Origin of the sequence: Actinopolymorpha pittospori (genome assembly GCF_014873875.1) — a bacterium.
Classification (GTDB): domain Bacteria; phylum Actinomycetota; class Actinomycetes; order Propionibacteriales; family Actinopolymorphaceae; genus Actinopolymorpha; species Actinopolymorpha pittospori.
This window is the reverse complement of the sequence record NZ_JADBEM010000001.1, coordinates 6,006,487-6,031,530: the sequence shown is the minus strand read 5'-3', so window position 1 is coordinate 6,031,530 and position 25,044 is coordinate 6,006,487. Positions and strand designations below refer to the sequence as shown.

Here is a 25,044-nt window from a genome sequence, read left to right as displayed (position 1 = left end):
GCGCCACACCGAGTCGACAGACGAGCTGTCCATCGAGGATCCTCGGAGCGACCATGGGACCGACGACCAGCGCCGCCACCGAGCCGGATCGCGGCGAGCCGGATCGCGGCGAGCCGGATCGCGGCGAGCGACGTCCAGCCGGTTGGGCCCGCCCGGTTCGCGGCCTGCTCACCACCGTGGTGGCGTCGGTGGTGCTGCTCCCCCTCAGCCTGATCCAACTGCTGGTCGTTCCGCTGTCACTGGCACGCAACGACTCCTCCGGCGTCGGCGGTCCGTTCCGGACCTGCGCCCCCGATTCCGTCTCCTGCTCGGGCCCGCACTACGGTTTTGCGGTGCTCGGCGTCGTGGCCGTGGTGGGTTGCGTCGTGGTGCCAGCCCTGCTGGGACAGCAGGCGGGACAGCACCGCTCCAAGGCGGTCGGACGCGGCATTCTGGCGGGGGTCAGTGTCGGGATCCTGGTGACGGCCACCGCGACGGTGCTGCTCACCCGTCACTGACCCGCTCGACCACATGGGCCGAACGCTTGAGGAACCCCATCGGTAGGAGAAGGGACGTTGATGGTCGACACGGTTGTCTCGCGCGCCCATTCTGATTCGCTCTGTCTGGTCGCGGCGGCGCCGTCGGTGACGCCCTGGTCGCTACGTAGCGAGCACGAGGAACTGGTCGCGGGCGGTGTGGACGCGGTGTTCGCCACGGTCGCCTCCCTGGAGGGCACCGCGGCGGCGGTGACCCGTGTCGGTCAGTGGTTGGGTGTTCACGATGACCCGCGGCATCCGGCGCGGGTGGTGACGAGCACCGCTGAGATCCTCGCGGCGAAAGGGGCGGGGCAGACGGCGGTGGTGCTGCACTTCCAGGGGACCGAGCCGTTGGCTGGTGATCCCGGACTGGTCGGCGTGTTCGCACGGTTGGGCGTTCGGGTGATGCAGCTGACCTACAACTACCGCACCCAGGCCGGGGACGGCTGTTGCGAGCCGGGAGACGCCGGGCTGAGTCGTTACGGCGGGATGCTGGTGGACCGGATGAACGAACACCGGGTCGCGGTGGACGTCGCACATGTCGGCGTGCGCACCGCGTTGGACGCGGTTGAGCGAAGTAGCCGCCCGGTGATCGCCTCACATGCGAACGCCCGTGCCGTGTGTGACAGCCCCCGCAACCTGCCGGACGAGCTGATCGCCGCGATCGCCGCCACAGGCGGGGTGATCGGGTTGTGCGCGTTCCAGTAGTTCATCACCGCCACCGGGAAACCCTCCCTGGAGCAGTTGGTCGACCACGCGGTCCACATCGCCGAACTCGTCGGGCCCGAGCATGTGGGGCTGGGACTGGACTTCGCCGACGAGAGTGAAGAGGAGTACGACTTCTTCGGCTACGACGAGCGCTACTATCCGCGTCCGCCCTGGGTGTGGCCGGCGGGTCTGGAATGGCTGCATCACGCCCGCAACATCGCGCCGGCACTGGCATCCCGCGGGTTCACTCCGGCTGAGATCGACGGGATCCTTGGCCGGAACTTCCTGCGCGTACTAGCCGCCATCTGGGGCAGCTGAACCAACCTGCCGCCGTTACTGAGAACGCCCAGCAGCCCTGCCGTTGGGCTCGGGGGCGGTCCAGTCCCAGCCGGTGATCGTGGTGCGCATCAGGCGAGCGGCGGTTGACAGGTGACTGTCGGCGCCCCAGTGCAGGGTGACCCTGCGACGGCAGTCGGGGCTGTCGACGGCGATCCATGCGACCGGGGCACGCGTGGCGCTGTGGCGGGCGAAGCCGGGGACGAGACCGATGCCGAGTCCCGCGCTGATCAGGTCCGCGATGGCACTGTGCTCGTCGCTTTCGCAGACGATCTTCGGTGTGAGGTCTCTCGCGGCGAAGAGCCGGTCGAGCAGCCGGCGTAGCCAGTGTCCCTTGCGGGCCGTGATGAAGGGCTGGTCGGCGAGTTCGTCGATGCTCACCGACGTCCGGCTCGCGAACGGGTGAGCGAGTGGCACGCCGACCCCCACGGCCTCCTCGAACAGCTGCATCGACTCCAGGCCTTCTGCGTGGATCGGCTGCGAGGCGACACACAGGTCGACGTCCTGGGCCCGCAGCCGACGGGCCATGTCCTCGGCCAGGGACCAGTGGAGTTCGATCTCGATGGAGGGATGGGCTCGCTTGTAGGCCGCCAGCGGGCCGGTGAGAGTGAGGAAGGTTTCCGACGCCAGTCTCACGGTGCCCAGGCCCACGCTGGTGGCCTCGGCGACGGCGCGTCGTCCGGCCTCGAGTTCGCCGAGGGAACGTTCGACGTGATCGCGGAAGAGCTTGCCCGTGTCGTTCAGGCGGAGCCGGCCGCTCCGATCGAACAGTGGCGTGCCGAGTTCGCTCTCCAACCGCGCGATGGTGCGGCTCAGTGACGGCTGGGCGATGTGGAGCTCATCGGCAGCCCGGCTGAGGTGCTCCAACCGCGCCACCACCAGGAACTGCCTGAGCGAGTTCAGTTCCATCACACCTCCGCATGCATAACGTCATAACAATATTGATCTTAGACAAGATAGCTCAGCGGTCATAGCGTCTGGAGGCGAATCGAGAGTAAGGAGAACGCCTCATGGTCACCGGGTGGGTGATGCGGGCCCTCGTCAGCGCGCATGTGGTCGCGATCCTCGGCCAGCCCGTGTTCGCCGGCGTGTATCTGAGCGGTGACTTCGACGGCCTGCGCTGGCATGCGGCCGGCGCGAACGTCGTCACCTCCATCGGCTATCTGCAGGTGATCGCGGCGATCGTGGTCTGGGTCCGGTCGCGTCAGGCGTGGCCGTTCCTCGCCACGCTGGTCCTGGTGGTCGCCGAGACGGTGCAGTACCTCGCGGGGATGGACGGGGCGCTGTGGTTGCACCTTCCGCTGGGCGTGCTGACCATCGTCGGGCTCGTCGTGCTGTTCATCGCCGTTTGGCGCCGACCGGCCTCGCTCGAGGAGGAAGAGGATGCGTGAGCCAACACTGAACAGGCGCCAGGTGCTGGGTATCGGCGGCGCGCTCGGGCTGATGGCGGCCGTCGGTTTGTCGACCGCGGCGACGCTGTCCCGCAGACCGTCGGTCACCGGCACCGAATTGCGCAGCGCCGTGCCGCTGCCGCCCGCGTTCCGGACGCCGTTGCCGCTTCCCTCCGTGCTGAAGCCGGTCAGCACCTCGGGTGGCGTCGACCGGTACGAGATGACACAGCGCCAGGCGAAGCTGGAGATCCTGCCCGGTGTCAGGACGCCGATGTGGACCTACGAGGGAACGTTCCCGGGGCCGACGATCGAGTCGCGCCGCGGCCGCCCGATCACCGTGACGCATCGCAACGAGCTGCCGGTGCCGACGGTCGTGCATCTGCACGGCGGGCGGAGCACGCCGGCCTCCGACGGGTACCCGACCGACCTCGTCCTGCCTCAGGGCTGGCAGGACCCCGCCCACGGGATGAGCGGCACGCAGCAGATGACGGGCATGCACGGGATGAGCGGCGCGCACGAGATGCACGATCCGCGAGCTGTGGTCACGAGACTGACGCGGGACTACTCGTTCCCGATGGACCAGCGACCGACGCTGCTCTGGTATCACGACCACCGGATGGACTTCACCGCGCCAGCGATCTGGCGGGGACTCGCCGGGCTGCAGATCGTGCGCGACGACGCCGAGGACGCGCTCGGCCTTCCCGCCGGGCCGCGCGAGCTTCCGCTCATGATCGCGGACCGTGCGTTCACCCGCGACGGCAACCTTTGCTACCCCGCTCTGGACCCCAGCCTGCGAGAACAGCCGGGCGTGCGCGAGGCCTATCTCAGCGGAGTCCTCGGTGACGTGATCCTGGTCAACGGCGCCCCGTGGCCCGTGCACGAGGTCGACGCCGCTCGCTACCGACTGCGCATCCTGAACGCGTCGAACGCCCGGCACTACGAACTCGAGGCGGTCACCGACGACGGGCGCCGGCTCGATCTCGTCCAGGTCGGCGCCGACCAGGGACTGCTGGCGGCACCGGTCACCCACCGGTTCCTGCCGATCGCCCCGGCCGAACGGTACGACGTGATCGTCGACTTCGCGGGTGTCCCTGTCGGTAGCAGCGTCCGGATCCTCAACCGGCTGGGCTCCGGGCACACCCGCGACGTGATGGCGTTCCGGGTCGCGCGCAGGGCTGCCGATCACAGCCGCGTCCCACGTGTCCTCGCGCACGATCTGCCGACCTGGCGCCGGTCGGACGCGGCCCGGGTGCGAGATTTCTCCTTCCGCGCCGGGCGGATGCGCGGCGGTCACGGATGGCTGATCGGCGGGCAACCGTTCGATCCCGCCCGCACCGATGTCACCGTACGTCTCGGTGATGTCGAAGTGTGGCGGCTGGTCGCCGACGTCCACCATCCCGTCCACCTGCATCTGGTCGGCTTCCGGGTGCTCTCGCGCAGCGGCCGCGCGCCGCTGCCGCACGATGCGGGACTCAAGGACACCATCTCCCTACGGCCGGGCGAAGCCGCTGAGATCATCACCCGTTTCGACGGCTACCACGGCCGTTACCTCTTCCACTGCCACAACGCCGAACACGAGGACATGGGCATGATGGCCAACCTCGAGATCATCTAGGAGCATCGCTTCGACCTGGGCGACGACCGTCGCTGACCGTCCAGGTCGGCGCCCCGCGGACGGCTACGTCGGGACACCTGGACGGAGTTCGAGGTCGAGCACAGTCGCACAGGTCAGGTACATCAGCCAGATCCCGGTCAGGATGCGAACCGCGCCGAGCAGCCGGGTGAACATGACCGAACGGCGCAGATCCAGGCTCGCTACGAAGGTGGACGCAGACGAGCGTGAGGCCGACGAACATGACGGTGACGGGCCAGTCGCCGGCCACCGCGAAGATCACCGCGCTCGACCGCTGAGAGGACCCCGAACGGAATCGCCACCAGCCCGTGGGGCTGGGGATCGGCGCCAAGGAACCGCGTCCTGCCGAGCACCACCCAGTGCAGGCCATAAGCGACCAAGGCGAGCGCGGCCATGTAGAGCGGACGCTCGGCGTACTGGCCGAAGGCGTCGAGAAGGTCCAGGCCGACGAAGAGCAGCACGCCGGCGAACGTCTGCAGGAAGCCCGGAACCCAGATGTCCCACAGGCCCATCGTGCGGTCTGACTCCGGCGACCGTCGCGGGAATCTGAACAACTCCTGCGGGCCGTAGACGAGGCAACCGACCCCCAGGCCGAAGAAGCCGGCCGCGAGTGGAGGGAACGCTGACCGTGGAACGGCGGAGGCGGCTGTCGAGAGTATGGCCAGGTCGCCGGGCATGGTGGTCTCGCCCCCCGTCCGTCGGCGTACCTCCCGATGACACCCGGCTACCCGCGCTCAACGAGAGCGCGTGTCCCCCCGCACACACGTCCCCCAACTTCCGCACAGTAGGCACGACGGAGGGGCGTGGCCACGCCACGATGGACCCTTCCTCGGAAGGACTTCCTGCCTTCCCTGCGCCACCCGGTACGCCCACCCGCCGCCGGTTCAGCCTGGGAGTGGCGAGGTCGTCACAGCCGTTCGGTGGTGGCGTCGCGGGCCCCACGTACGGCGACGGCGGCCATGCCGGTGAGGAACACCAGTCCGGCACAGAGCGCCGCACCGAGGTCGTGTGAGGGTCGGGCGGGCCAGATCCAGGGCGTGGTGAGAGCAGGTCCGTGCCACTGCGTGTACAGGGCGTAGACGGCGACCATGAGGTAGGCGGTGGGTGCGGTCCAGGCGAGCGCACCGCCGAGGAGTGCGGCGCACAGCAGCCCGATGCCGGTGAGCCCGGCGAGGTTGCGCACCACGTCGAGGGTGCCGCCGGCGAGGTCGGCGCCGATTCCCGCGACGGCCAACACCCCGGCCGCGACGGCCGTCAGCGCCAGAGCGGTTCCCAGTCGAAGGAGTGGCAGCCATCGGCCGGTAGCGCGTTCCGGTTCGCCGAACGGGCTGGCCGCAGTGACCGTGACGGCGGCGGCGCACCCGGTCTCGAGAATCAGCGGGAGTTGGAGGGCACCGTAGGCGTTCCACTGCCAGTGCAGCGCGACCCGTAGCGCGACGGCGCAGGCGACGATCGCGGCCAGGGCCACCGGGACGCGACGGCTGGTCAGGTGCAGCCGCACCAGGCGGAGTACGGCACGTGCGGATTCTGCCGGCGGCTCTCCGGCCGCGGCCGCGGTCATGGCAACTCCGCGAGAGTGATCTGGCCGGCCCGCAGCGCGGCCACGTGCCGCGTGAGCCACGCGTGTCGGGTGGCGGGCGGCAGCGCGGCGAACCGTCGCGCCGCGATGGCGGTCGGGGTACCGGGTGTGAGGGTGCCGGTCCTGAGGAGAGCCTCGGCAACCGCCTGTTGCGCGTCGGTCGTCTCGCGGCGCTCGCCTGCGATGACGTTGTTGAGGACGTCGCGCGCGGTGTTCGTTCGCAGCTCGGTGGCCAGTCCGTCCGCGGTGACCGAACCCGCCAGCGTGATGGGGAGCAGGATGTGGAGCGTCGGCGGTGTGCCGGTCATGGCCGGGCCGGATCTGCTGATGGCGACACCGTTGCCCGGCCCCTGCCGGTAGAGCGCGGGGCTTTGGTCGATGCGGACCGGCGCGCCCGGCAGGCCGGCCAGTTCGCCGAGTACCGGTTCGAGTACGGCTGTCACCGTGGGCAGGTACACGCTGTAGGCGGGGTGCAGACAGACCGGGATGAGGGTGTCACTGCACGTGGGTGTGTAGGGAACGGGACGGTCGTTCGCCGGGTTGTGCAGGGCCGGGATGGCGATCATGCCGCCGGGGTCGAGCCGGCCGGTGCCAGCCAGCGCGGTCGCGGTGGTGGCGGCCAGCACGCCGGCCGCCGTGAGGGCGGCTGCGGAGCGGCGTAGCCACCGGCCGCCGGAGCCGGCGGGCAGGCCCAGGACGCCGAGCAGCGCCGCGGTGAGGCCGGCGAGGAGGATCAGCTGGACGATCGGCAGGTCGGGCAGGTACCGGTAGAAGGTGGCGACGCCCTGGTCGGGACCGATCTCCCACGGCCCGGCCACCAGCGGGGACACCTGCCAGGGTGAATGGTCGCCCTGGATGAGCTGCGCGGCGAGTTGGAGCGCGAGGAACGCGGCGACGGCGACCAGCGGCGCGGTGAACCGGCTGGGGCGCAGCGCGCCGGCGGCGAATCCGAGCGCGGAGAACGCGGGCAGGCTCGCGGCGCCGACGGCGACCGGCCACCACAGCGGCCCACCCCAGGCCCCCTGCCGAGCGGTGACGACGTACAGAACAGCCACGCAGCCCAGGTACGCGACCAGGGCCCAGCAGGTGGTCGCGGCCCAGGTGGCGAGCTGGCGGGCCCACCGCGGCCGGGAGGCGCCGGACAGCAGGTCGGTCATGCCGTGGCGGGCTTCGCGCGAGCCCAGCCAGCCGGAGGCACCGACCACGATGGGCACGAAGACCGCCACGGCGGTGGTCTGCATGGTCATCGCGCGGACGTTCCACATCGGCGGGTACGCCATGGCCGGCCGGTACGTGATCAACCAGAACAGCGCGACCACGATCGGCAGCATCCACAGCATCACGTTGCGGCGCAGCTCCAACCGCAGCAGTCGACCGGCCGCCGCCAGCGGCACGTGCGACGTCCGGCCCGGCCGGGTGGGAACCGGCATGACGGGCGCGGCGGTCATGCGTCCACCTCGGCGAGTACCGCGCTGTATCCGCGCTCCAGCGGGGCATCTCCCGCCGCCGAGGTTCCGACACCGCGCGCGGCCAACTCCTCCGGCGTGCCGCGGAAGGCGATCCTTCCCCGGTCCATCAGGGCGACCTGGGTGCAGGCGGCGCCGACGTCCTCGACCAGGTGCGTGCTGACGATGACGGTGGCGTGCTGACCGAGTTCGCGCAGCAGGGCCCGGAAGGCCACCCGCTGCGCGGGATCAAGCCCCGCGGTCGGCTCGTCCAGCAACAGGAGTTCGGGCTCGTTCACGATCGCCTGCGCGATCCCCACCCGGCGCAGCATCCCTCCGGAGAGGGTCCGCAGCTTCGCCTTCGCCTTGTCACCCAGGCCGACGCGTTCGACCGCGGCCGCGACCGCGCGGTGTACCTCCGGCGCGGGCATCTCCTTCATCAGGGCGAAGTACTCGACGAACTCCACGACCGTGAACCCCGGGTAGAAGCCCAGGTTCTGTGGCACGTAGCCGAGTCGGCGCCGGATCTGCCGGCGCTGCCCGTGGACGCCCGGATCACGACCGAGCAACGCCATCCGGCCCGAGGACGGTGGGATCACCGTCGCCAGCATCCGCAGCAAGGAGGTCTTGCCTGCCCCGTTCGGGCCGAGCAGCCCGAGCACGCCGGGGCCGACGTCCAGGGTCACGCCGGCCACGGCCATCGTCCGGCCGAACCTGCGGGTCAGATCAGTGGTCGTGACGTTCATGGGGTTCCTCTCGGAATCCGGGTCGAGTAGAGCACGATCGCCGCGCAGCAACCGGCGAACGCCAGATAGGGAAGCCACAGAACCGAGGTCGTCACGGCGGCGCTGATCTGCCCGGTGAGCGCCTGGCCGGCCAGAACCGTGATCGCCCAGCTGGCCGCACCGGCCGCCACACCGACGTTCGCCGACCGGGCGACCGTCGCCGTGGCCAGCGCCAACGCGCACACCGCGGTCATCGGGAGCAGCCAGCCGAGCGTGACCGCGGCGGCGACACCGGACGCGGCCGAGGCGGCCAGCCCGAACGCCGTGTTCAGGCCGAACACCGCCAGCGCCCGGACCAGCAGCACCATCCGATCACTGACCGCGGCGCTGGACGAGAGTTCCCAGGCCGGGTCGATCCCCGGTCCGTACGCGTAGGCGATACCCGCCGCGGCCACCGCCGGCGCGAGAAGGGCCACGTACGGCGTCCCGGTCCCCAGCGTGGCCAGCATCCCGGCCAGCAGCACCACCCCGGCGGCGAGGACCCACGCGAGCAGCAGCGACGGCGTGGTCACCAACGCCCGAGCCAGGCCCGGCGAACTGAGCAGCCGTCCGGCCAGCCGCTCCACCGGGCCCGGCCGGCGACGCCACACCTCGCCGGCCACCGCGACCCAGACCCGGTCCAGGTCGACGTCGGGCGGCGCCGGGCCCCGCTGTGCCGCGGCGCGGTCGGCCCCCATCGCATCGTCGCTGGTCATCGCCTACCTCCCTCAGGCATCGGGTCGTGGCGTCGCAGCGCCGCCCGCATCAGCCGGCGGACCTTGTGGGCGCGGCTCTTCACCGTTCCCTGCGGTACGCCCATCAGCTCGGCCACCTCAGCCACCGGCCGGTCCTCGACGTACATCAGCCGCCAGGTCTCCCGTTGCGGGCTGCCCTCCGGTCCCAGCGCCTCGACCGCGTCGGCGAGCTCCACCCGGGACAGGGCGGCTTCCGTCGGGTCCAGCGACAGCCCTTCACCGGCCGCCACCAAGGCGGGTAGAAGCCGTTCGGGTCGGCCTCGCCGCCGCAGCCACAACGCCGCCTGTCGACGCGCGATCCCCCACAACCAGCCGCCGGCACCCTCCGACCGGTAACCCGAGGCACCCCGCCACACCGCCACGAAGGTCTCCTGAAGTACGTCCTCCACATCGCCGGCGGGCAGGACGGTACGCAGCCGGGCAGCCAACCACGGCGCATGCCGGGAGAACAGCTCCCGCAACGCCCCGTCGTCGCCACCCGCCACGGCACGGACCAGCTCGTCGTCGTCCATCGCCTTCTCTGTTGCGTTCGGGCGGCTACCGGTTCACGACGATGCGGATTTTCTTCGCACGGGTGGATGCGGGGTATCGCGAGTCAGGCGGGATTCGGGAGCCGCACCCTAGTGCCCATCGGTCTCTTCGGCGTAGACGCGCGCCGCGTAGCGTTCGAGCTCTTCCCCACACCTCGCCAGCGCCTCGTCGGCGTCAGCCCGTCCGGGCGCACCGAAGGCGTCTCGAGCCACGACCTTCGCCAGCCAGTTGACCAGCTTCTGGTGGTCGACCTCGTTCTCCTCGAGCTCGGCGAAGGTGAAGTGCTCGGCTGTGAACTCCTTCTCGATGCCGGCCAGGAAGTCCTGGCACTTGTCGACGATCTCTTCGTACTCGTCGTCGCGCGCCGCCTGGAAGGCAGCGAGGACGTCCGCCTCGCCGAGGAGGGTGGTACAGGACATCAGCACCGCGGTGCCTGACATCTCGAGGATCTCGTGGCGCAACTTGCGCAGCGCCCGCTCGGACGCGGTTCCGGCTGGTAGCGCGGCGACGGAGTTCTGCAGATAGATCGCGCCCAGTCCCTTGAGTCTGCGCCAGACCGTCGCACGCAACCGGGTCGGCTCTGAGGGGATGCGGTAGACCAACACGAGCCAGCCGGGTGCCTTCGTGTCGCGCGCTTTCGGATCGGACGCCTTCGACCCGGACGACGCTGTGTCGGTGGGCGCTGGGTCGGCGGCGGCGGTCTTCGCGGTGCGGCGGGCCATGCCTCGAAGTCTAGAGAGGCGGTCGAAACCGGACTGAGCCTCCGTGCCCGGACGGCACTCTGCCGAGCGTGCTTTGTCGCGTTCGTCCCGCACGTCGACCATGCCTCCCCGGCTCCACTGTCACCGTGGGAGTAACGGCTGTTACGCTCGCCGCTGAACGTTCGTCCACCTCCGCGCGCGACAGGAGATCATCGTTCATGAGTGCCAGCGCGCTGTTCGTCGCCGTCTTCCTTGCCTGTGTGGTCGAAGCCGTCGAGGCGACCACGATCGTGTTGGCCGCCGGCACCGCGAGGGGCTGGCGCTCCGCCCTGCTCGGAGTAGGGGCGGGCGTCGGTGTGCTCGCCGTCATCGTGGCCGCGCTCGGTCCCGCCGTCTCCGCGCTGCCGTTGGGCGGCCTGCGGTTGATCGTGGGCGCCATCCTGCTGATCTTCGGCCTGCAGTGGCTGCGCAAGGCGATCCTGCGGGCCAGCGGCTACAAGGCCTTGCACGACGAGGACGAGATCTTCCGCACCGAGCTCGCGGCCGCGCGCAGCGCACCGACCGGCGGCCGCTTCGGGGTCTCGGACTGGTACGCCTTCACCCTGTCGTTCAAGGCGGTGCTCCTCGAAGGCCTCGAGGTCGCCTTCATCGCCCTCACCTTCGGCAGCAACCAGCACGACGTGCCGCTGGCCGCCGTCGCCGCGGTCGCGGCCATCCTCGTCGTGGTCGTCGCGGGCGTGGCCGTGCGCGCCCCGCTGGCACGAGTGCCCGAGAACACCATGAAGTTCGTCGTCGGGGTGATGCTCACCGGCTTCGGAGCGTTCTGGGGCGCGGAGGGCGCCCGGGCGGACTGGCCCGGCGGCGACGCCGCGCTGCTGGTGCTCATTCCCGCGATCGCCCTCGTCTCGCTCGCCCTGGTGGCTCTGCTGCGCCGGCAACGACGGACCGACAAGGGTGCGGCGACCTCCCATGACTCAAGGATCGAGGCGCAGACATGATCGCCAGACTCCGCATGTTCGGACTGTTCTGGTACGACTTCCTCGTCGGCGACGACTGGCGCGTCGCTCTCGGCGTCGTCGTCGCCCTCGGACTCACCTTCGGGATGTCCACGGCGGGCGTACCGGCATGGTGGGTGCTCCCGGTGGCGCTCGTCCTTCTCCTGACGCTGAGCCTGCGCCGAGCGACGCGCCGACACTGACCCTCATCGAGCGCCGACGCCGACGGCGTTGGGGCCCACCGGTGTAGCCCGTGCGCCCGCCGGGAAGGAGGTGATCGAACGGACGTCCGGCCGGTCGAGTGGCTGTGTGCGCGCCTTCCGTTCGCCGGAGGGCCCAGATGCGCAATCGATCCGCCGAACCGCCCACCTCGGGCCAGTCGAACTGGCTGGCGCGGTTACGCGGTCTCGCGGCGACCACGGTGCACCGGACCGTCGCACTGGGCGTCCTTGTCCTCCTCGTCTGCATCGCGAGCTTCGCTCGGCTGCTCGACGACGTCACCGAAGCCGACGGCATCACCTTCTTCGACCGGGATGTCACAGGGCTCGTCGCCGCGAATCGTCACACCGGGATGAGCGACGTGTTCCTGGGTCTGACGGAGATCGGCGCGCCGAACGTCCTCGCGGTGATCGTCGCCGTCGCGGGGTGCCTCCTGGCCTGGCGCGGCCGGAGCCTCCAACCGATTCTGATCGCCCTGGTCGCGTACGGCGGTGTGCGTGTCCTGGTCAACGTCGTCAAGAACCTCGTGGACCGGGAACGTCCGTCCTCCTCGGTGGCGATCGAGGCCGCGTCCGGCTACTCGTTCCCCTCCGGGCACGCCGCGGGCGCCGTCGTCACGTTCGGCGTGATCGCCTTCATGGCGACGGCGACCGTGCGGAGCCGAGGAGGACGCATGGCCCTGTGGTCGGGAGCGGCGCTGCTCGCCCTCGGCGTCAGCAGCTCCCGCGTCTACCTCGGCGTTCACTACCTGTCTGACGTACTGGCCGCCTGGGCGATCGGGATCAGCTGGCTCACGATTCTCGTCGTGGGCATATCGGTGGTGCAACGGCCGCCACGAGGGCTGGCCGGCGCCCAGCGTGGCGAACCGGCCGGCGGAGCCGGTCCGACACCAGGTCCGAAGGCCGGCGGCGAAGACCGCGTTCCATGTTCGGTCGCCGGCAGAAGCCGATCTCGAACGCCCCGGCCGTCAACCCGTGGTTTGCGGCCATCGACACCGGCCACGGCCCGCGCCTGAACGCCGGCCGGCCGGCTCTCCTTTTTACGCGTTGTCGGGTTGGCGGACGGTCACAGTCGCGGCGTGCGCCGGAAAGCCTTCGTGGTGGGCCAGTGCCGTCACCACCGGGGCCAACCGCCGGAACTCGCTCTCGTCCACGTGTGCGACCGCCGCCCGGACCAGATAGGTGCTGGCCGTCACGCCGCTGGAGACCTGCGCGAACCCGGTGGTCGGCAGCGTGGCAGGGGTACCGATAGCGAAGTTGGAAGCCGCGAAGGTGGTCCACTGCCCGAGCAGGACCGTGCCCGCGTAGCGCGCGAGCGGCAGCCACTCCTCGGGGTCGGCGACGGCCAGTTGCAAGTGCTCCGGTGCGTACGCGTTGGCCACCTCCATCGCCTCCTCGCGGCTACTGGCGAACACCAGGCCGCCGTTGACCGCGATCGACGTCCTCGCATACGTACGGCGCGGCTCGGGCAGTTCGGCCACCTGCTGTGCGACGTGTTCGCGGACGCCTTCCAGTACGGCGCGGGAGGTAGAGACCAGGACCGCGGAGGAGTCCGCTCCGTGCTCGGCCTCGTTGATCAGGTCGGCGGCCAGCCAGCGCAGGTCGGCGCTGTCGTCTGCCACGATCAGGGCGTCGGTGGGGCCGAAGCCGACCTCCACCACGCAACCCAGCCGCTGAACCTCCAGCTGTGCGCAGGTCACCGCGGGCGAGCCAGGGCCGACGATCTTCCGCACCTTGGCCACCGTCTCCGTGCCACTGGCCAGGGCGGCGATCCCGGCCGGGCCGTTACTGCGGTACACCTCGGTGAGCCCGAGTTCCCGCGCGGCGACCAGAGTCGCCGGGTCGACTTGGCCGGCGCCGCCGGGCACCGGCGCGACCATCACCACGATCCGATCCACACCGGCGACCACCGCGGGCGTGGCGATCTGGATCAGCACAGACGGGAAGGAGCCCTTGCCGGAGGGGACATACAGCCCGACCGAGGGGATCGCCGCGGCCTGCTCGCCGACGACCAACCCCGGCCTGGGCCGCGCCGTCCAGGATGCACGCTGCACGATCAACTCGTTGAATGCCCGTACCTGTGCGATCGAGGTGCGGATCGCCTCCACCAGAGGTTCGCTCACCGCGGCGCGGGCGGCGTCGAACTCCTCCTCGCTCACCCGCAGCCCCTCGACGGGCAGGTTCATCTTGTCGAACCCGCCGAGCGCGTCGACCAGGGCGGCGTCCCCACGGCTGCGGACGTCCTCCACGATGTCCGCGATCGCCGAGCGCAGGCCCTCGCCCACACCTGCGTGGTCGCCGCCCCGGGCCAGGATCCGATGACGCTCCTCAGCCGCCGCCGTGCCCCAGTCGACCAACCGCAGATCCGCCACGCCCACATTCCCAGTCACCCGCCGGAGGATAGCCACAACGGCGCTGCCCCGGATACCGATTTCCTCCAGGCGCGCCGGACGCACCGGTTCGGTCGAATCGGGTCAGTGCCGCCCGCGCTGTCGGGCAGGCAGCAGAAGGTCGCTGACAACCTGCTCGTGGTCGCTGGGGACGACAGGTACAACCTGCGTACGCCGCACCCCGATGTCGCTCGAGTGCAACACGTAGTCGATGCGCCGACCGTCCAGCGTGTACCCGGGCCCACCGTCGCCGCCGGCAACCCAACTGTCCCGAACACACCGAACAGCGGCTGGATCTCGCTCCAGTCAGGGTTGGAGTTGAGGTCGCCGGTGAGAACCGTGGGTTCTTCGAGTTCGCCCGCACAGGCCAGGATCGCGCGTACCTGGTCGGTGCGGTCCTGCTTCGCCTGGGGGCTGGTGGGGTTGTTCTGCAAATGGGTGTTGTAGATCCGCAGAGGTGCGCCACGAACGTTGACCAACAGGTCCTGCACTCCGCGCTGATAGTCCAGCGTCCAGGGCAGGATCTCGCAGTCCGCCTCGAGGATCGGGTACCGCGAGAACACCGCGTTACCGATCTGGCAGCGCGGCAGCCCCTCGCCCTGCGAGGAGTCTTCCTGCACCGGGCTGAAGTAGGCGTGCATGTCGAGCAGGTCGGCGAGGACGACGAGCCGGCGCAGCGCTTTCCTCGTCTTCATCTCTCCTCATTCACGATGATCGGGCCGGAATGACGCCCGGCCAGCCGTCCTCGGGGAACGACTGGCGGGCGATGGTGGATCTTCCGGAGTGGAGTCGGCCCAAGGCAACAGGTACGACTGCAACCCGAGATGAAAGACACGCGAACAAGGCCGCAATCCTTGCGCTACTGTCGGTCCTCCCCGAGGAGAGGTCCGCCGCGAGGTCGCGCAGGCGGACCGTGCGGGGATAACGGCTTGCTACTGGCTGAAGTGCACCACCGGGCGGCATCGCGAAACTTCCGTGGCTCGTCAGGGCTCGAGGTCGGTCACTCCCTTGCCGCTCGGCATGTCGAACGGCACGGAGACCTGGTCGTGCGCGATCAACCAACTGCCGTCGATCTTCTGGAAGCAGAAAGTGACCCGGACCCACATACCACTCGTCGCCGTACCGTTCTTCAGCGTGCCGCTGAGCCGACCGAAGCAGTGCCCGAAAGCGACCTCATCGCCCACGGTGAGCGTCAGGTCGCGGACCTCGTAGGACATCTCCTGGAAGAACGTGAACGCCTTCGCCCAGTTCTTCAGTTTCGCCTCTATCCCCACATGCTGCAGCGGCGGTTCGACGTCGAAGGACACCACGTCCGTCGCGTAGAGCTGCTTCAAACCCTCGAGATCCTTGGCTCGAAGTCCCTCGACTATCAGGCCGACCTGCTGCCTGATCCTGGCTTCGTCTACCTCGCGCTGCGTAGGCATCGCTACCCATCCCATCCGTTCGATGCGGAACCTTGGCTTCTCACTGGTACGACGACACAGCACCTCCGGATGTCAGGTGGCGCGGCACAGCGCGCACATCTCGGCCATGGCGCAACGCCGGCAAGCTTCACCCGGCCAGGTGTGACCCAGGCCGCCCTACGAGGGTGGCCAGGACCCGAGGCGTGTCGCGCCCACCCCGCGGGCCGGTCATCGGCGTTACTCTTGGGGTTCGCCGGACTGTCGCCGCGCGCCGTGGCGCACCCGGCGGCGGGGACGAGACCGATGCCAAGCCCTGCGCTGATCAGGTCCGCGATGGCGCCGTGCAAGGGCAAGCTGTGAGCGCCACGTTCTGTCATGCATCGATCGGGGCCTTTGGATGCGGATCGACGGATTCACAGATCATTTCGCTGATGTGAACGGAATACGTCTGCACTATGTGGTTGGCGGCCAAGGCGACCCGTTGGTGCTGTTGCCTGGCTGGCCACGAACGTGGTGGCAGTTCCACAAGATGATGCCGGCACTTTCTGAACGACACCGGGTCATCGCCGTGGATCTTCGCGGTATGGGTGATTCCGACAAACCCGATTCGGGATACGACAAGAAGACCATGGCTGCCGACATTCACGGACTTGTCCGTTCTCTGGACCTTGGTTCGGTCAACCTTGCAGGCGAGGACATCGGCGCGATGGTCGCCTACAGCCTTGCCGCCAACCATCCCGAGGTGACCCGCAAAGTCGCCCTCTGGGAGGGGTTCCATCCCACTGAACTCTTCAACGACATGCGCCTCATGCCGCGAGAAGGCGTGCCGAACATGTGGTGGTTCCCCTTCAACCACGTCGACCAACTCCCCGAGGACCTACTCGCTGGACGCTTCCGGGTCCTCCTGGACTGGCTGATCGAGTACGAGTCCGACCCGAGCGCTTTCAGCGAGGAGACCCGCTCCCTGTACGCGACGGCCTACGATTCACCGGCCGCCATTCGGGCGGGAAACGGATGGTACAAGACGATCCAGCAAGACATCGAGGACGCTGCCGAATACCCCGAACTCGACATTCCGTTCCTCGTGCTCGGTGGGATGTACTACGACTTCATGACCGCCGCACTCAAAGGCAGAGTGAAGGATCCCCGTTTCGTCGAGTTCCAGGGCGCTGGTCACTATCTGGCGGAGGAGCGGCCGGATGATCTCGTACGTGAACTGACCTCGTTCTTTGAATGACGGTGGCGGCAGGCGCCGCCGCTCACAGAATCCATTCGAACAGAAGGCGCAGTCTCGTGACTCTCTTCGACAACGTCGGACACGACGACCCTCGATACACCCACCGAGGCGGTGTGTACGTACCCACGGGCGAAGGGCCTGCCAGATGGTTCGGAGCCGACCTCTACACCATGAAGCTGAGGGCCAACCAGACGAACGGCGCCATCGGTTTCGTGGAGGCATGGGTACCTCCGGGCGGTGGCTCCGTAGCCCACACGCACGACAAGCAGAGCGAGACGTTCTACCTGGTGTCCGGCGAGCTTGAGTTTCTGGACGGTGACACCACCTTTGCCGGTCATGCCGGCGACATCTTCTTCGTACCTCCGAACACCCGCCACCGTTTCGTCAACACGGTGCTCGAACCCGCGAAGCTCCTCTTCTTCTACACCCCGGCTGGAGGAAGTGAGGAAGTGTTCCTGGAGCACGGCGACGAACCTCAACGGGGCGTCCATCAGGAGCCTTGGGGAGAGGAACGATTCAACGAGGCAGTGATGGAGTCCTTCAGAAGAAGCGGCACGGTCTTCCTCCCCTGACAGGGCCGGTGCGGCCGCCCGGGGGGCCTCGGCCTACTCGGTGGTGTCGGCGGTGACGTGGTAGACGCGGCCGCCCCAGCCGTCTTCGGGGAAGGCGTCCGACACCCGCAGATAGACCGCCTTGTCCTGACCGAGGTAGGGAGTCAGGTCGATCGCCTGGTCGGCCTTGTTGCTGCCGTCGGTGACGCGCTGGTCCTCCTTCGAGACGATGGTCCAGTGCTCACCGTCGGGGCTGGCCTCGACGACGTACTCGTTGTCGATGGTGAGGGTGGACCGGGCCGTGACGGTCTCAGCCGGGAACGGGAACCTGTAGACGAAGTAGTGGTTGCCGTCGGCGAAGCGGTTCTGGATGCCGTTGCTCTGGGAGCCGTCGGCGTCCCACAGCCACGGCGTCTCCTCGGACGTGCCGGTGTCGAAGTCGATCTTGTGCGAGACGAGCACGTCGGACCGTGTACTGAAGGACACCCCCGGGTCGGCGACGACCATTGCCGACACGTCGTGGTGACCGTCCTCGGCAGTCGCCGGGACCGTCACCTCCACCGGGAACGTGCCGTTGACCGGCTCGCTGCCCCGCGGGCGCAGGATGACCTTCCCGGTGCTGGGCGAGACGGTCCAACCGTCCGGCGCCTTGACTCTCACCCGGGCAGTCACCGGCCGCGAAGCCGGACCGGTGGCCGACACCCCGATGGTGATCCTGACCTTGGTGGCGCCGCTCTTTGCGGGCATGACGACCGGCTGGGCCGGTGAGGTGGTCGCCGCCAACGAGCGCATCGGCGCCGGCACCGGAACCACGGCGAGCAAGGCGCTCAGTGCACTGGCCTGGGTACGCCAGTCGAACACGTTGGGGTGCTCGGTGCTGGTGCCGCCGGCCCAGCGCGTACCGAGACGATCGGCGGCGTCGTGATCCTGCTCCCAGATGGTCGCGGCCTGCCCGATCACGAACGCCTGGTAATGGTCAGCATGGGTGACGTCGGCCAGATCCATCAGGTAGCGCAGGAAGATCCCCTTGAACTGCTTGGCGTTGTCGTCGCAGGTCCGATCAAGCGCGTCACAGGCCTCGGTCAGTACGCCGTCGGTGGTCAGTCCCCCATCGATCGCCGCATCGGCGAGCCGACGCGCCGTGCTCAGCAGTTGCGGGTCGCCGGTCGCCCGCCACAACTCGAGCGCCGAGCCGATGGCCAGCCCCTGGTTGTAGGTCCACACGGTCTGCCCGTTGCTCTGACAGTCGTCGTTCAAGCCGTCGTTGACCAGCCCCGAGGAGTTGATCATGCCGCTGGCGACGAACCAGTCCCACGCGGACTGCGACCGGGCCAGCCAGCGCTCGTCACCGGGGATGCGGTTGTGCAGTTCGGCGGTCAGCCGGATGAACAGTCCGTTGGTCACCGCGTTCTTGTACGTCTTCTCCGCGCTCCACCAGACGCCGCCACCGCAGGTGCTCGGATCCCAGTAGTCGTGGGCGAACTCGGCGATCTTCACCGCCATGTCGAGGTACTTGTGATCACCGGTGAGGTCGTAGGCCTGGATCCAGGTCAGGCCCCACCATTCGGAGTCGTCGATGGCGCGACTGGTGAAGTTGCCCCACAGCTCATCGCCGGACAACTCCCCCGCCGGGAACTCGCCCTTGTCCTTCTCGAACGTGTTGTCCAACTGCGGCAGGTAGCGCCGGTCGCCCGTCCGCTGCATGTAGTCGCCGATGGTCTGAAGCGCGACGGCCGAGTTCCACCAGCTGGAAGGGAACCACGCCTTCACCGGATCGTAGGAGGACATCAACACGTCGGCCGCGACGCGTGCTCGCGCCACCGCGGTCGGACCGTCGGCCGCTTTGGTGTCGGCCCGTTCGGCGTGCGCGGCAGCGGCCGGCGCCAAGCCGATGATCACGGCGACGAGTCCGACCAGGACGGTTATGAGTCGACGACGTGTAGGCACCGTGGACATGACTCGACCCGCCCCCTCGAAACTCCGTCAGCAGCCGGCACATGGAAGCCTCTCCGCGCGCCCCGCACGAGTGTGGTGCGGGGTCGAACGCGTGTAAAGACAGGTGAAAGAGTCGGCCACGGCAGGAGCAGGCCAGCACCGGACGAGTAGCCGGGCCCGTGGTGAACGATCAGACCCGGTCAGCCTGCCGGGCTCGGTGCGCTGCCGCCTTGACGCGGCTCTGGCACTGGGGCGAGCAGAACCTGCGGGTGCCGTTGCGTGAGGTGTCGACGAAGACCCGGTCGCAGGCCGCCGCGGCACACACGCCGAGTCTGCCGGCCAGGTCGCTGCCGAGCGCGACGGCGAGGCCCGCCGCGCACCCGGCCGCCCATCCGGTGGCGAGGGTGTCCTTGGCGCCGTGGAAGTGCAGGTTCCAACCGAGGTCGGTGCGATCGAGCTGCGGACGCGCCCTGGTCTCGAGCAGCAACGCGTTGACCGTCGTGGCCGCCAGGTCCGTGGCACCTGAGCTCGCCGCCTCGAACACCACTCGCATCCTCGCCGCGACGTCGGCGAGGCCACGAGCGTCCGAGGCGGTCACGTCCGGCGGTCTCTCCTCGCCGAGCGCATCGGCGAGGGCGGTGGCGACGGCGTTCACCTGTGCGGCACCTCGGGGAGCGGCCACCTCCGCACCGCCGCAGTGACCAGGCGTCAGGCGGTTGACGAGCTGGGCGGCGGCGGTCAGCACCACGAGGATATGACTATCGAACTTCAATTGACCAGTCACTCCCTCACTCGTTAGGCTCCCTCGTCGTGACCAACCATAGACCGTTGACCAGTCACGCCGGGAGGAGGTCCCACCCACCGACCTCGTGGCTTGGATTGCCGCCCGCCGTTCGCCTGCTCGCGATCGCCCGCGCGGTGAACCAGCTCGGTGCGTTCACCCTCCCCTTCCTCGCTGTGGTGCTGACCGTCGAGCTCGGCGCGAGCCTCCCCGTCGCCAGCCTCGTGCTCGCGCTGTTCGGGGTGGCCACGATCCCCTCCCGACTGGTCGGCGGCCAGCTCGCGGACCGCCTCGGACGGAAGCGCACGATCGTGATCGGGCTGGTCGGATGCGCCATCGCACAGATCCTGATCGCGCTCGCGCAGGACCTCTGGTCGGCGGTCGCGGCGGTCGCCCTCCTGGGACTGATGTTCGAGATCTACGAGCCACCCAGCCAGGCCGTCGTCGCCGACCTCACCCAGCCGGCCAACCGCCCCGCCGCGTACATCCTCTTCGGCGCCGTGATGGGGACCGCGGCCGTGGCCGCGGGCCTGCTCGCCTCCCTCGTCAGCCACTGGAACCTGCGCTGGCTCTTCGCGATCGACGCAGCCACCTGTCTCGCCTGCGCCGCACTCATCGCCGCGGCTCTCCCGCGTCACACCCGGACCCCGAAGACCGAACCCGAACGAGTCCCCGAAGTCGGAGGGTCCCCCTGGCGCGATCAGCGGCTCCTGATCCTGCTGGCCACCGGAACGGCGTTCGCCGTCCTCTATCTGCAGCTGACAACGACACTCCCCCTCACGCTGCTCCAACGCGACCTACCGGCCTCGTCCGCCGGGATCGTGCTCAGCGCCTCCGCGATCACCCTGGTGGTCGGGCAGCGACTCCTACGCGCCCGCATGCTGCGCGGACTCGACACCTTCCGCGTGATGACGCTCGGTTATGCCCTCCTCGGCGCCGGACTGCTCGCCAACGGCTTCGCCAGGAGCCTGTCGACCTTCGTGGGGGCCGCCGCGCTCTGGAGCCTGGGCCAACTCATCCTGCTCGGCCACACTCAAGCCATCGTCGCCTCCGTGGCCCCCGAGCATCTCCGTGCTCGTTACCTCGCCGCCTACGGCGTCAGCTGGGGCGTTGCCGGCACCATCGCACCACTCGTCGGAATCCAGCTCCTCGCCGCTTCGGGCCCCGCCACCCTCTGGACCGCGTGCGCACTGACCGCGGCGACACTCGCCCTCCTCCAACCCACCATCCGGCGACAGCTGACCCAGACCACCCAGAGCAGACGCTCGACCTCCGGTTCGCGTACGCGTCCCGCCGCGTAGGCGCCGCTCGCGAGCTCGCTCGCCGCAGGCTGTCGGTCGGTCGGTCGGTTTCTGGCACAGTCGACCGGGTGCGGGTTCCGTTGGTGCTGACCGGGCCGCCGGCTGTGGGCAAGACGACGGCCGGCCGCGCGTTGGCCGCGTCGCTGCGGCAGGGGGCGTACGTCGACGTGGACGACATCCGGCACCTCGTCGTCGCCGGGCACGCGGCTCCCTGGCACGGTCCGGAAGGAATCCGCCAGCAACTGCTCGGCGTCCGCAACGCCTGCCTGCTGGCGCGACAGTTGGGCGCGGCGGGTTTCTCGACCGTGGTCGCCGACGTCGTGACGGCGCGGACGCTCGCGGTCTACCGGGAGTTGCTGCCCGGATGCCTGGTCGTACGCCTGCGGGTCAGTCCGGAGGAAGCCCGGCGGCGGGCAGCGACCCGGCCGGTACACCTGACAGCCGCGGAGTTCGAGCGGCTGCACGCCGAGGACGCGGCCGCAGGCCTCGACGTCGACACGGAGCTCGACGCCACCTGCCTCCCGCTTCGACGGCTGGTGGAGGAACTGGCCGCGATGTGGTCGGCGCGATGACGAATGTCACCTTGTGTGCGTCCGATTCTTGCTGGCTCACCGAGCAGGGGCATCGTGGATGCCGATGACGTGCGGCTCGCCAACGACACGCGACCCGACCGGCGGGGTCTCACCACCCAGGGTGCGGGCGCAGACGTTGGCGTCGCCGCCCGCGTGGGCCTCGAGGCGCAGCTCGACGAGTGCGTCGTGGCCGTCGAACGCGGTACGCGTCACCTCGGCGACGCACGCGGACGCGGCCGGATCGCCGAGGCGTAGCTGCTCGGGCCGGATGAGCACCTCACCCGCGACGGCCTCACGATCGCGTTCGTCCTGCTCATGCTCTGGCGACCGGTGACCCGCCTCCCGGCCGCTCTCGTGCCGATCGTCCAGGTGCTCGCGGCGGCGTCGCTGTACATCTACGTCATCCACTGGCAGGCACTCGAACTGCTGTGGGGTCACCCGGTCGCGGCGTTCGTCGGGTCCCTGGCGACCGGAATCGCCTACTGGTGGACATGGACGCGCCCGGTCGCGGCGGCCTGGGGCGTTATCTCGCAGCGCATTCGTCGGAGCGGCTCACGACACAGGCCGGCGACGTGAAGGTGGACGAGTCGGAAGCCTGGTCGGTTCGATCCGCGACACACCACCTGCACGCGAACAAGATCTCCATTCATGCAGGAGCCGACTGGTCGCCACACCTTCGTTGATCTGCTCGGCAGGCATCCGGCGGCCAATAACTCAGATCGACTGTATCTATGACCAAAATATGGTTAGGCGATACGTCATCCGAACTACACTCAGTGCGACATTCCCACCCAGCCACGGGGGCTCTTGCACTTTCAGGCGTCTGCACAGAGCCGAAGTACGGCGATCATTCGGGGAGAGGCGCATGTTGAGTCATCGCATCGGTATCACCGCCAGCGCCCGCCGCAGGCGGCTTGGTGTCCACATCCGCGAGCGCGTGGCAGCCCTACGCGGGCGAGCCCACCTCCAAGTGACGAACCGCCGCGTCGGTGGGGTCGTCGTCGCGGCCGCGTCGACGATCGTGCTGTCGGCGGGCATGTTGGCCGTCGCGCCGCAGGCTCACGCAGCGACGACCTACCAGGGCAGGGTCACCGCGACGCTCAACGTCCGGAGTGCGCCGACGTCGGCCGCTGCCGACGTGGGCACGCTCCGCTCTGGGGCGACGGTCAACATTCAGTGCAAGGTGTTCGGGCCGTCCGTGGACGGCAACACACGCTGGTACAAGCTGTCCACCGGGAGGTGGGTGACGGCGCGTTACGTCGCCAACATCGGGCCGGCGCCGCGGTTCTGCGGCGACGGACGGGAGTACGAAGGACGGGCCCTGTCGTTCCTGAATATCCGCAGCGGCCCGAACACAGCCAACGCGACAGTGTCGTCGGCACCGCAGGGCACACTCCTGCCCCTGGTCTGCAAGGTCGACAGCCAGGTGATCGACGGCAACTCCCGCTGGTACCAACTCACCGGCGACAGCGGTGGTCAGTGGGTCGCCGCGCGGTACGTGTCGAACGTCGGCTCGGCGCCGCCGTACTGCTGACGGCGCCTCGGCAAACGAGGGTGGCGGGCTGACCGCCACCCTCGTCCGCCGGTCGTCGACTGGTCCCTCCCGCGCCGCCGGTCTAACCCGCCCCTACGCTGGCTGCCGCAGGGGCGGCTTGGATCATCCGTCGACGCTTCTGTGCGAGGCCGTTCCGCACTGGAAGGGAGTCTGATCGTTGCTGCCGTCGACGAGACAGACTTTCAGGCCCACCAGTTCACCCGGGACGACGTTGGGGAACGGGTCCCAGACTGTGTGCGTCGACGCGCCGGTGCCGAGATACTTCGAACCAAGCAACTTGCTGCCGTTCCATGCCCACGCCTTGACGCCATGAGAGTCGCCGCAGGCATCAACGATGTAGACGTAATCATCGTTGTCTCCACCGCCCTCGGCGCCCGGACCATAATCGATGAAGAAAGCCGCTCCGCAGTTGACCCCGTCAGCGGATGCGGGTGTTGTCACCGCTGCGAATCCGTCGTCGGTCGACGCGGATGCCGGTGACGCCGCCGCCACGAAGGCGGCCGCGGCCACCGCGACGACCAGGCGGGTCTTCCCCGCGCCGACGCTCTCACGAATCCTCGCTGCGATCATCCCTGGACTCCCCTGTGCGTTATGGCTGGCTCCTGAGACGAGCCCCGGTCGACGGTCAGGTCACGGACATGGACGTGAACGCACCAGCATCGAGAGGGTCGGTCCCGCGCTAGATCTGGACCTCCTTGCCCTGGGCGGCGGAGGTGTAGACGCCGTCCAGGATCTTCATCATCTCCGCGCCCTGCCAGGCCGGTGCGATGCTCTCGGCCTCACCCAGACAGGCTGCAACGAAGTTCTCGATCTCGTGGCTGAAGCCGTCGTCGAGGTCGAACCCCTCGAACCCGATCTGCGGCGTCACCTTCAGGAGCGTCTCGTGCCTCTCAGACGCGATCTGCAGTTTCGGCTCGAGGTCCGCCCCGCCCTTGTCCCCGTAGACCGAAACCACGAGCGAGTCGTCCGGCGCGTGCAGCGAGAAGGACGTGTCCATGATCAACGACGCCCCGTTGTCGAACCTGATCAAGGCATTGGCCATGTCCTCGACGTCGTTCTTCGTCGGGTCGTAGTCGGCCACCTTGTACCGCGGCAGGGTGGTGATGTTGGACCGGTTGCCCAGCTTCTCGTAGGTGTTGGCGCTGACCGAGGTGACCCGGGGGGTCCCCATCAGGTACCAGCACAGGTCGATCACGTGCACGCCGATGTCGATCAACGGCCCGCCGCCGGAGATCGCCTTGTTGGCGAACCAGCCACCCGGGTTGCCCATCCGTCGAATGCAGCTGGCCTTGGCGTAGTAGATCTCACCAAGATCTCCGCCGTCGATGAACGACTTCAGTACGCGGCAGTTGGCGGAGTGCCGTCGGACGAAACCGACCTGGACGACCCGGTCGTGCGCGTTCACCACATCCTCGAGCCGCTGCGCCTCAGCGTAGGTGCGGCTCATCGGCTTCTCCACCAGGACGTGTTTGCCAGCCTCGACCGCGGCGATTGCCAGTTCGGCGTGGGTGTTGTTCCAGGTGCAGATGCTCACCGCGTCGACGTCGGGGTCGGCGAACAGTTCCGCCGGGTCGCTGTAGGACCGGCTGGCTCCCCACTGCTGGGCCGTCGCGGTGGCGCGGTCGGCGTTGATGTCGCAGACCGCGACCAGTTCGGCGCGCGGGTTGCCCTGGTAGGCCTTGAGATGACAACCGGCGATGCCTCCGGTACCCACAACGCCGATCTTGACCTGCTGCATGAATCTCCTC

At 69.0% G+C, this 25,044-nt stretch carries 28 protein-coding genes and 1 pseudogene; 13 read left to right on the top strand and 16 right to left on the bottom strand.

The genetic code is table 11. From position 1 onward, the window contains the following. The first annotated feature begins 53 nt into the window (after positions 1-53). Positions 54-497, top strand: coding sequence for a hypothetical protein (locus tag HEB94_RS28175; RefSeq protein WP_192752688.1), 444 nt, complete (start codon positions 54-56; stop codon positions 495-497). Between the two features lie 60 nt (positions 498-557). After that, positions 558-1,541 (top strand): annotated as a pseudogene (locus HEB94_RS28170) (dipeptidase). A gap of 15 nt (positions 1,542-1,556) precedes the next feature. Here HEB94_RS28170 and HEB94_RS28160 read toward each other — a convergent pair. Further along, positions 1,557-2,468: a LysR family transcriptional regulator gene (locus HEB94_RS28160; RefSeq protein WP_192752685.1), complete on the bottom strand. Its 912-nt coding sequence runs from the start codon at positions 2,466-2,468 to the stop codon at positions 1,557-1,559. Between the two features lie 101 nt (positions 2,469-2,569). On the opposite strand from HEB94_RS28160, the gene HEB94_RS28155 reads away from it, so the two are divergent. Then, positions 2,570-2,950 carry a hypothetical protein gene (locus tag HEB94_RS28155; protein ID WP_192752684.1) on the top strand — a complete coding sequence of 127 codons (381 nt, stop codon included), beginning with the start codon at positions 2,570-2,572 and terminating at the stop codon, positions 2,948-2,950. Then, positions 2,943-4,565: a multicopper oxidase family protein gene (locus HEB94_RS28150; RefSeq protein WP_192752683.1), complete on the top strand. Its 1,623-nt coding sequence runs from the start codon at positions 2,943-2,945 to the stop codon at positions 4,563-4,565. Before HEB94_RS28155 ends, HEB94_RS28150 begins: the two co-directional genes overlap by 8 nt. Positions 4,566-4,765: 200 nt before the next feature. On the opposite strand, the gene HEB94_RS28145 is transcribed toward HEB94_RS28150, so the two are convergent. From HEB94_RS28145 to HEB94_RS28115, 7 genes are all read right to left on the bottom strand, one after another. Next, entirely contained in the window at positions 4,766-5,260 is a 495-nt protein-coding gene (locus HEB94_RS28145; protein ID WP_192752682.1) for a hypothetical protein, read from the bottom strand. Between the two features lie 230 nt (positions 5,261-5,490). Continuing rightward, positions 5,491-6,144 carry a hypothetical protein gene (locus HEB94_RS28140; protein ID WP_192752681.1) on the bottom strand — a complete coding sequence of 218 codons (654 nt, stop codon included), beginning with the start codon at positions 6,142-6,144 and terminating at the stop codon, positions 5,491-5,493. After that, complete coding sequence (locus tag HEB94_RS28135) at positions 6,141-7,610, bottom strand: hypothetical protein (RefSeq protein ID WP_192752680.1); 1,470 nt, start codon at positions 7,608-7,610, stop codon at positions 6,141-6,143. The genes HEB94_RS28140 and HEB94_RS28135 overlap by 4 nt, the downstream gene beginning before the upstream one ends. Next, positions 7,607-8,353: an ABC transporter ATP-binding protein gene (locus HEB94_RS28130; RefSeq protein ID WP_192752679.1), complete on the bottom strand. Its 747-nt coding sequence runs from the start codon at positions 8,351-8,353 to the stop codon at positions 7,607-7,609. Before HEB94_RS28130 ends, HEB94_RS28135 begins: the two co-directional genes overlap by 4 nt. Beyond that, on the bottom strand, positions 8,350-9,087 hold the full coding sequence (locus HEB94_RS28125; RefSeq protein WP_192752678.1) for a hypothetical protein: 738 nt from the start codon (positions 9,085-9,087) through the stop codon (positions 8,350-8,352). Before HEB94_RS28125 ends, HEB94_RS28130 begins: the two co-directional genes overlap by 4 nt. Next, positions 9,084-9,638, bottom strand: a complete 555-nt coding sequence (locus HEB94_RS28120; RefSeq protein WP_192752677.1) for an RNA polymerase sigma factor — start codon at positions 9,636-9,638, stop codon at positions 9,084-9,086. The genes HEB94_RS28125 and HEB94_RS28120 overlap by 4 nt, the downstream gene beginning before the upstream one ends. Before the next feature lie 108 nt (positions 9,639-9,746). Beyond that, positions 9,747-10,481: a Chromate resistance protein ChrB gene (locus HEB94_RS28115; RefSeq protein WP_202896590.1), complete on the bottom strand. Its 735-nt coding sequence runs from the start codon at positions 10,479-10,481 to the stop codon at positions 9,747-9,749. Between the two features lie 95 nt (positions 10,482-10,576). Between HEB94_RS28115 and HEB94_RS28110 the strand changes: the two genes are divergently transcribed. The 3 genes from HEB94_RS28110 (at position 10,577) to HEB94_RS28100 (ending at position 12,587) form a co-directional block, all read left to right on the top strand. Then, entirely contained in the window at positions 10,577-11,356 is a 780-nt protein-coding gene (locus HEB94_RS28110) for a COG4280 domain-containing protein (RefSeq protein WP_192752676.1), read from the top strand. Further along, complete coding sequence (locus HEB94_RS28105) at positions 11,353-11,556, top strand: hypothetical protein (protein ID WP_192752675.1); 204 nt, start codon at positions 11,353-11,355, stop codon at positions 11,554-11,556. The genes HEB94_RS28110 and HEB94_RS28105 overlap by 4 nt, the downstream gene beginning before the upstream one ends. A 137-nt stretch (positions 11,557-11,693) precedes the next feature. Next, on the top strand, positions 11,694-12,587 hold the full coding sequence (locus HEB94_RS28100) for a phosphatase PAP2 family protein (RefSeq protein ID WP_192752674.1): 894 nt from the start codon (positions 11,694-11,696) through the stop codon (positions 12,585-12,587). A 24-nt stretch (positions 12,588-12,611) separates the two neighbouring features. Here the strand turns inward: HEB94_RS28100 and hisD are convergent, their stop codons facing one another. The 3 genes from hisD to HEB94_RS28085 form a co-directional block, all read right to left on the bottom strand. After that, a complete protein-coding gene (gene hisD, locus HEB94_RS28095; protein ID WP_192752673.1) occupies positions 12,612-13,961 on the bottom strand; it encodes a histidinol dehydrogenase in 1,350 nt (449 codons plus the stop codon). Next, a complete protein-coding gene (locus HEB94_RS28090) occupies positions 13,958-14,656 on the bottom strand; it encodes an endonuclease/exonuclease/phosphatase family protein (RefSeq protein WP_192752672.1) in 699 nt (232 codons plus the stop codon). Before HEB94_RS28090 ends, hisD begins: the two co-directional genes overlap by 4 nt. A 288-nt stretch (positions 14,657-14,944) precedes the next feature. Continuing rightward, positions 14,945-15,385, bottom strand: coding sequence for a YybH family protein (locus HEB94_RS28085; protein ID WP_192752671.1), 441 nt, complete (start codon positions 15,383-15,385; stop codon positions 14,945-14,947). 376 nt (positions 15,386-15,761) lie between these two features. On the opposite strand from HEB94_RS28085, the gene HEB94_RS28080 reads away from it, so the two are divergent. Together HEB94_RS28080 and HEB94_RS28075 are read left to right on the top strand one after the other, a co-directional pair. Next, positions 15,762-16,601, top strand: coding sequence for an alpha/beta fold hydrolase (locus tag HEB94_RS28080; protein ID WP_192752670.1), 840 nt, complete (start codon positions 15,762-15,764; stop codon positions 16,599-16,601). Further along, on the top strand, positions 16,598-17,173 hold the full coding sequence (locus HEB94_RS28075) for a cupin domain-containing protein (RefSeq protein ID WP_192752669.1): 576 nt from the start codon (positions 16,598-16,600) through the stop codon (positions 17,171-17,173). The genes HEB94_RS28080 and HEB94_RS28075 overlap by 4 nt, the downstream gene beginning before the upstream one ends. A gap of 33 nt (positions 17,174-17,206) precedes the next feature. Here the strand turns inward: HEB94_RS28075 and HEB94_RS28070 are convergent, their stop codons facing one another. Both HEB94_RS28070 and HEB94_RS28065 read right to left on the bottom strand, forming a co-directional pair. Then, a complete protein-coding gene (locus tag HEB94_RS28070; RefSeq protein WP_192752668.1) occupies positions 17,207-19,108 on the bottom strand; it encodes a glycoside hydrolase family 76 protein in 1,902 nt (633 codons plus the stop codon). Between the two features lie 169 nt (positions 19,109-19,277). After that, complete coding sequence (locus HEB94_RS28065; protein ID WP_192752667.1) at positions 19,278-19,871, bottom strand: CGNR zinc finger domain-containing protein; 594 nt, start codon at positions 19,869-19,871, stop codon at positions 19,278-19,280. A 95-nt stretch (positions 19,872-19,966) separates the two neighbouring features. Here HEB94_RS28065 and HEB94_RS28060 point away from each other — a divergent pair, with 95 nt between their 5' ends. Further along, a complete protein-coding gene (locus HEB94_RS28060; protein ID WP_238361649.1) occupies positions 19,967-21,169 on the top strand; it encodes an MFS transporter in 1,203 nt (400 codons plus the stop codon). 68 nt (positions 21,170-21,237) lie between these two features. Beyond that, positions 21,238-21,741, top strand: a complete 504-nt coding sequence (locus tag HEB94_RS28055; RefSeq protein WP_192752665.1) for an ATP-binding protein — start codon at positions 21,238-21,240, stop codon at positions 21,739-21,741. A gap of 36 nt (positions 21,742-21,777) precedes the next feature. On the opposite strand, the gene HEB94_RS28050 is transcribed toward HEB94_RS28055, so the two are convergent. After that, positions 21,778-22,017 (bottom strand): TOBE domain-containing protein, encoded by a 240-nt coding sequence (locus tag HEB94_RS28050; protein ID WP_337918031.1) that lies wholly within the window; start codon positions 22,015-22,017, stop codon positions 21,778-21,780. A gap of 39 nt (positions 22,018-22,056) precedes the next feature. Between HEB94_RS28050 and HEB94_RS28045 the strand changes: the two genes are divergently transcribed. Continuing rightward, positions 22,057-22,317, top strand: coding sequence for a hypothetical protein (locus HEB94_RS28045; RefSeq protein WP_192757209.1), 261 nt, complete (start codon positions 22,057-22,059; stop codon positions 22,315-22,317). A gap of 289 nt (positions 22,318-22,606) precedes the next feature. Beyond that, positions 22,607-23,275, top strand: coding sequence for an SH3 domain-containing protein (locus tag HEB94_RS28040; RefSeq protein ID WP_192752664.1), 669 nt, complete (start codon positions 22,607-22,609; stop codon positions 23,273-23,275). Positions 23,276-23,398: 123 nt separating this feature from the next. Here the strand turns inward: HEB94_RS28040 and HEB94_RS28035 are convergent, their stop codons facing one another. Together HEB94_RS28035 and HEB94_RS28030 are read right to left on the bottom strand one after the other, a co-directional pair. Further along, a complete protein-coding gene (locus HEB94_RS28035) occupies positions 23,399-23,866 on the bottom strand; it encodes a hypothetical protein (protein WP_192752663.1) in 468 nt (155 codons plus the stop codon). Positions 23,867-23,975: 109 nt separating this feature from the next. Further along, entirely contained in the window at positions 23,976-25,034 is a 1,059-nt protein-coding gene (locus HEB94_RS28030; RefSeq protein WP_192752662.1) for a Gfo/Idh/MocA family protein, read from the bottom strand. Between the last annotated feature and the right edge of the window lie 10 nt (positions 25,035-25,044).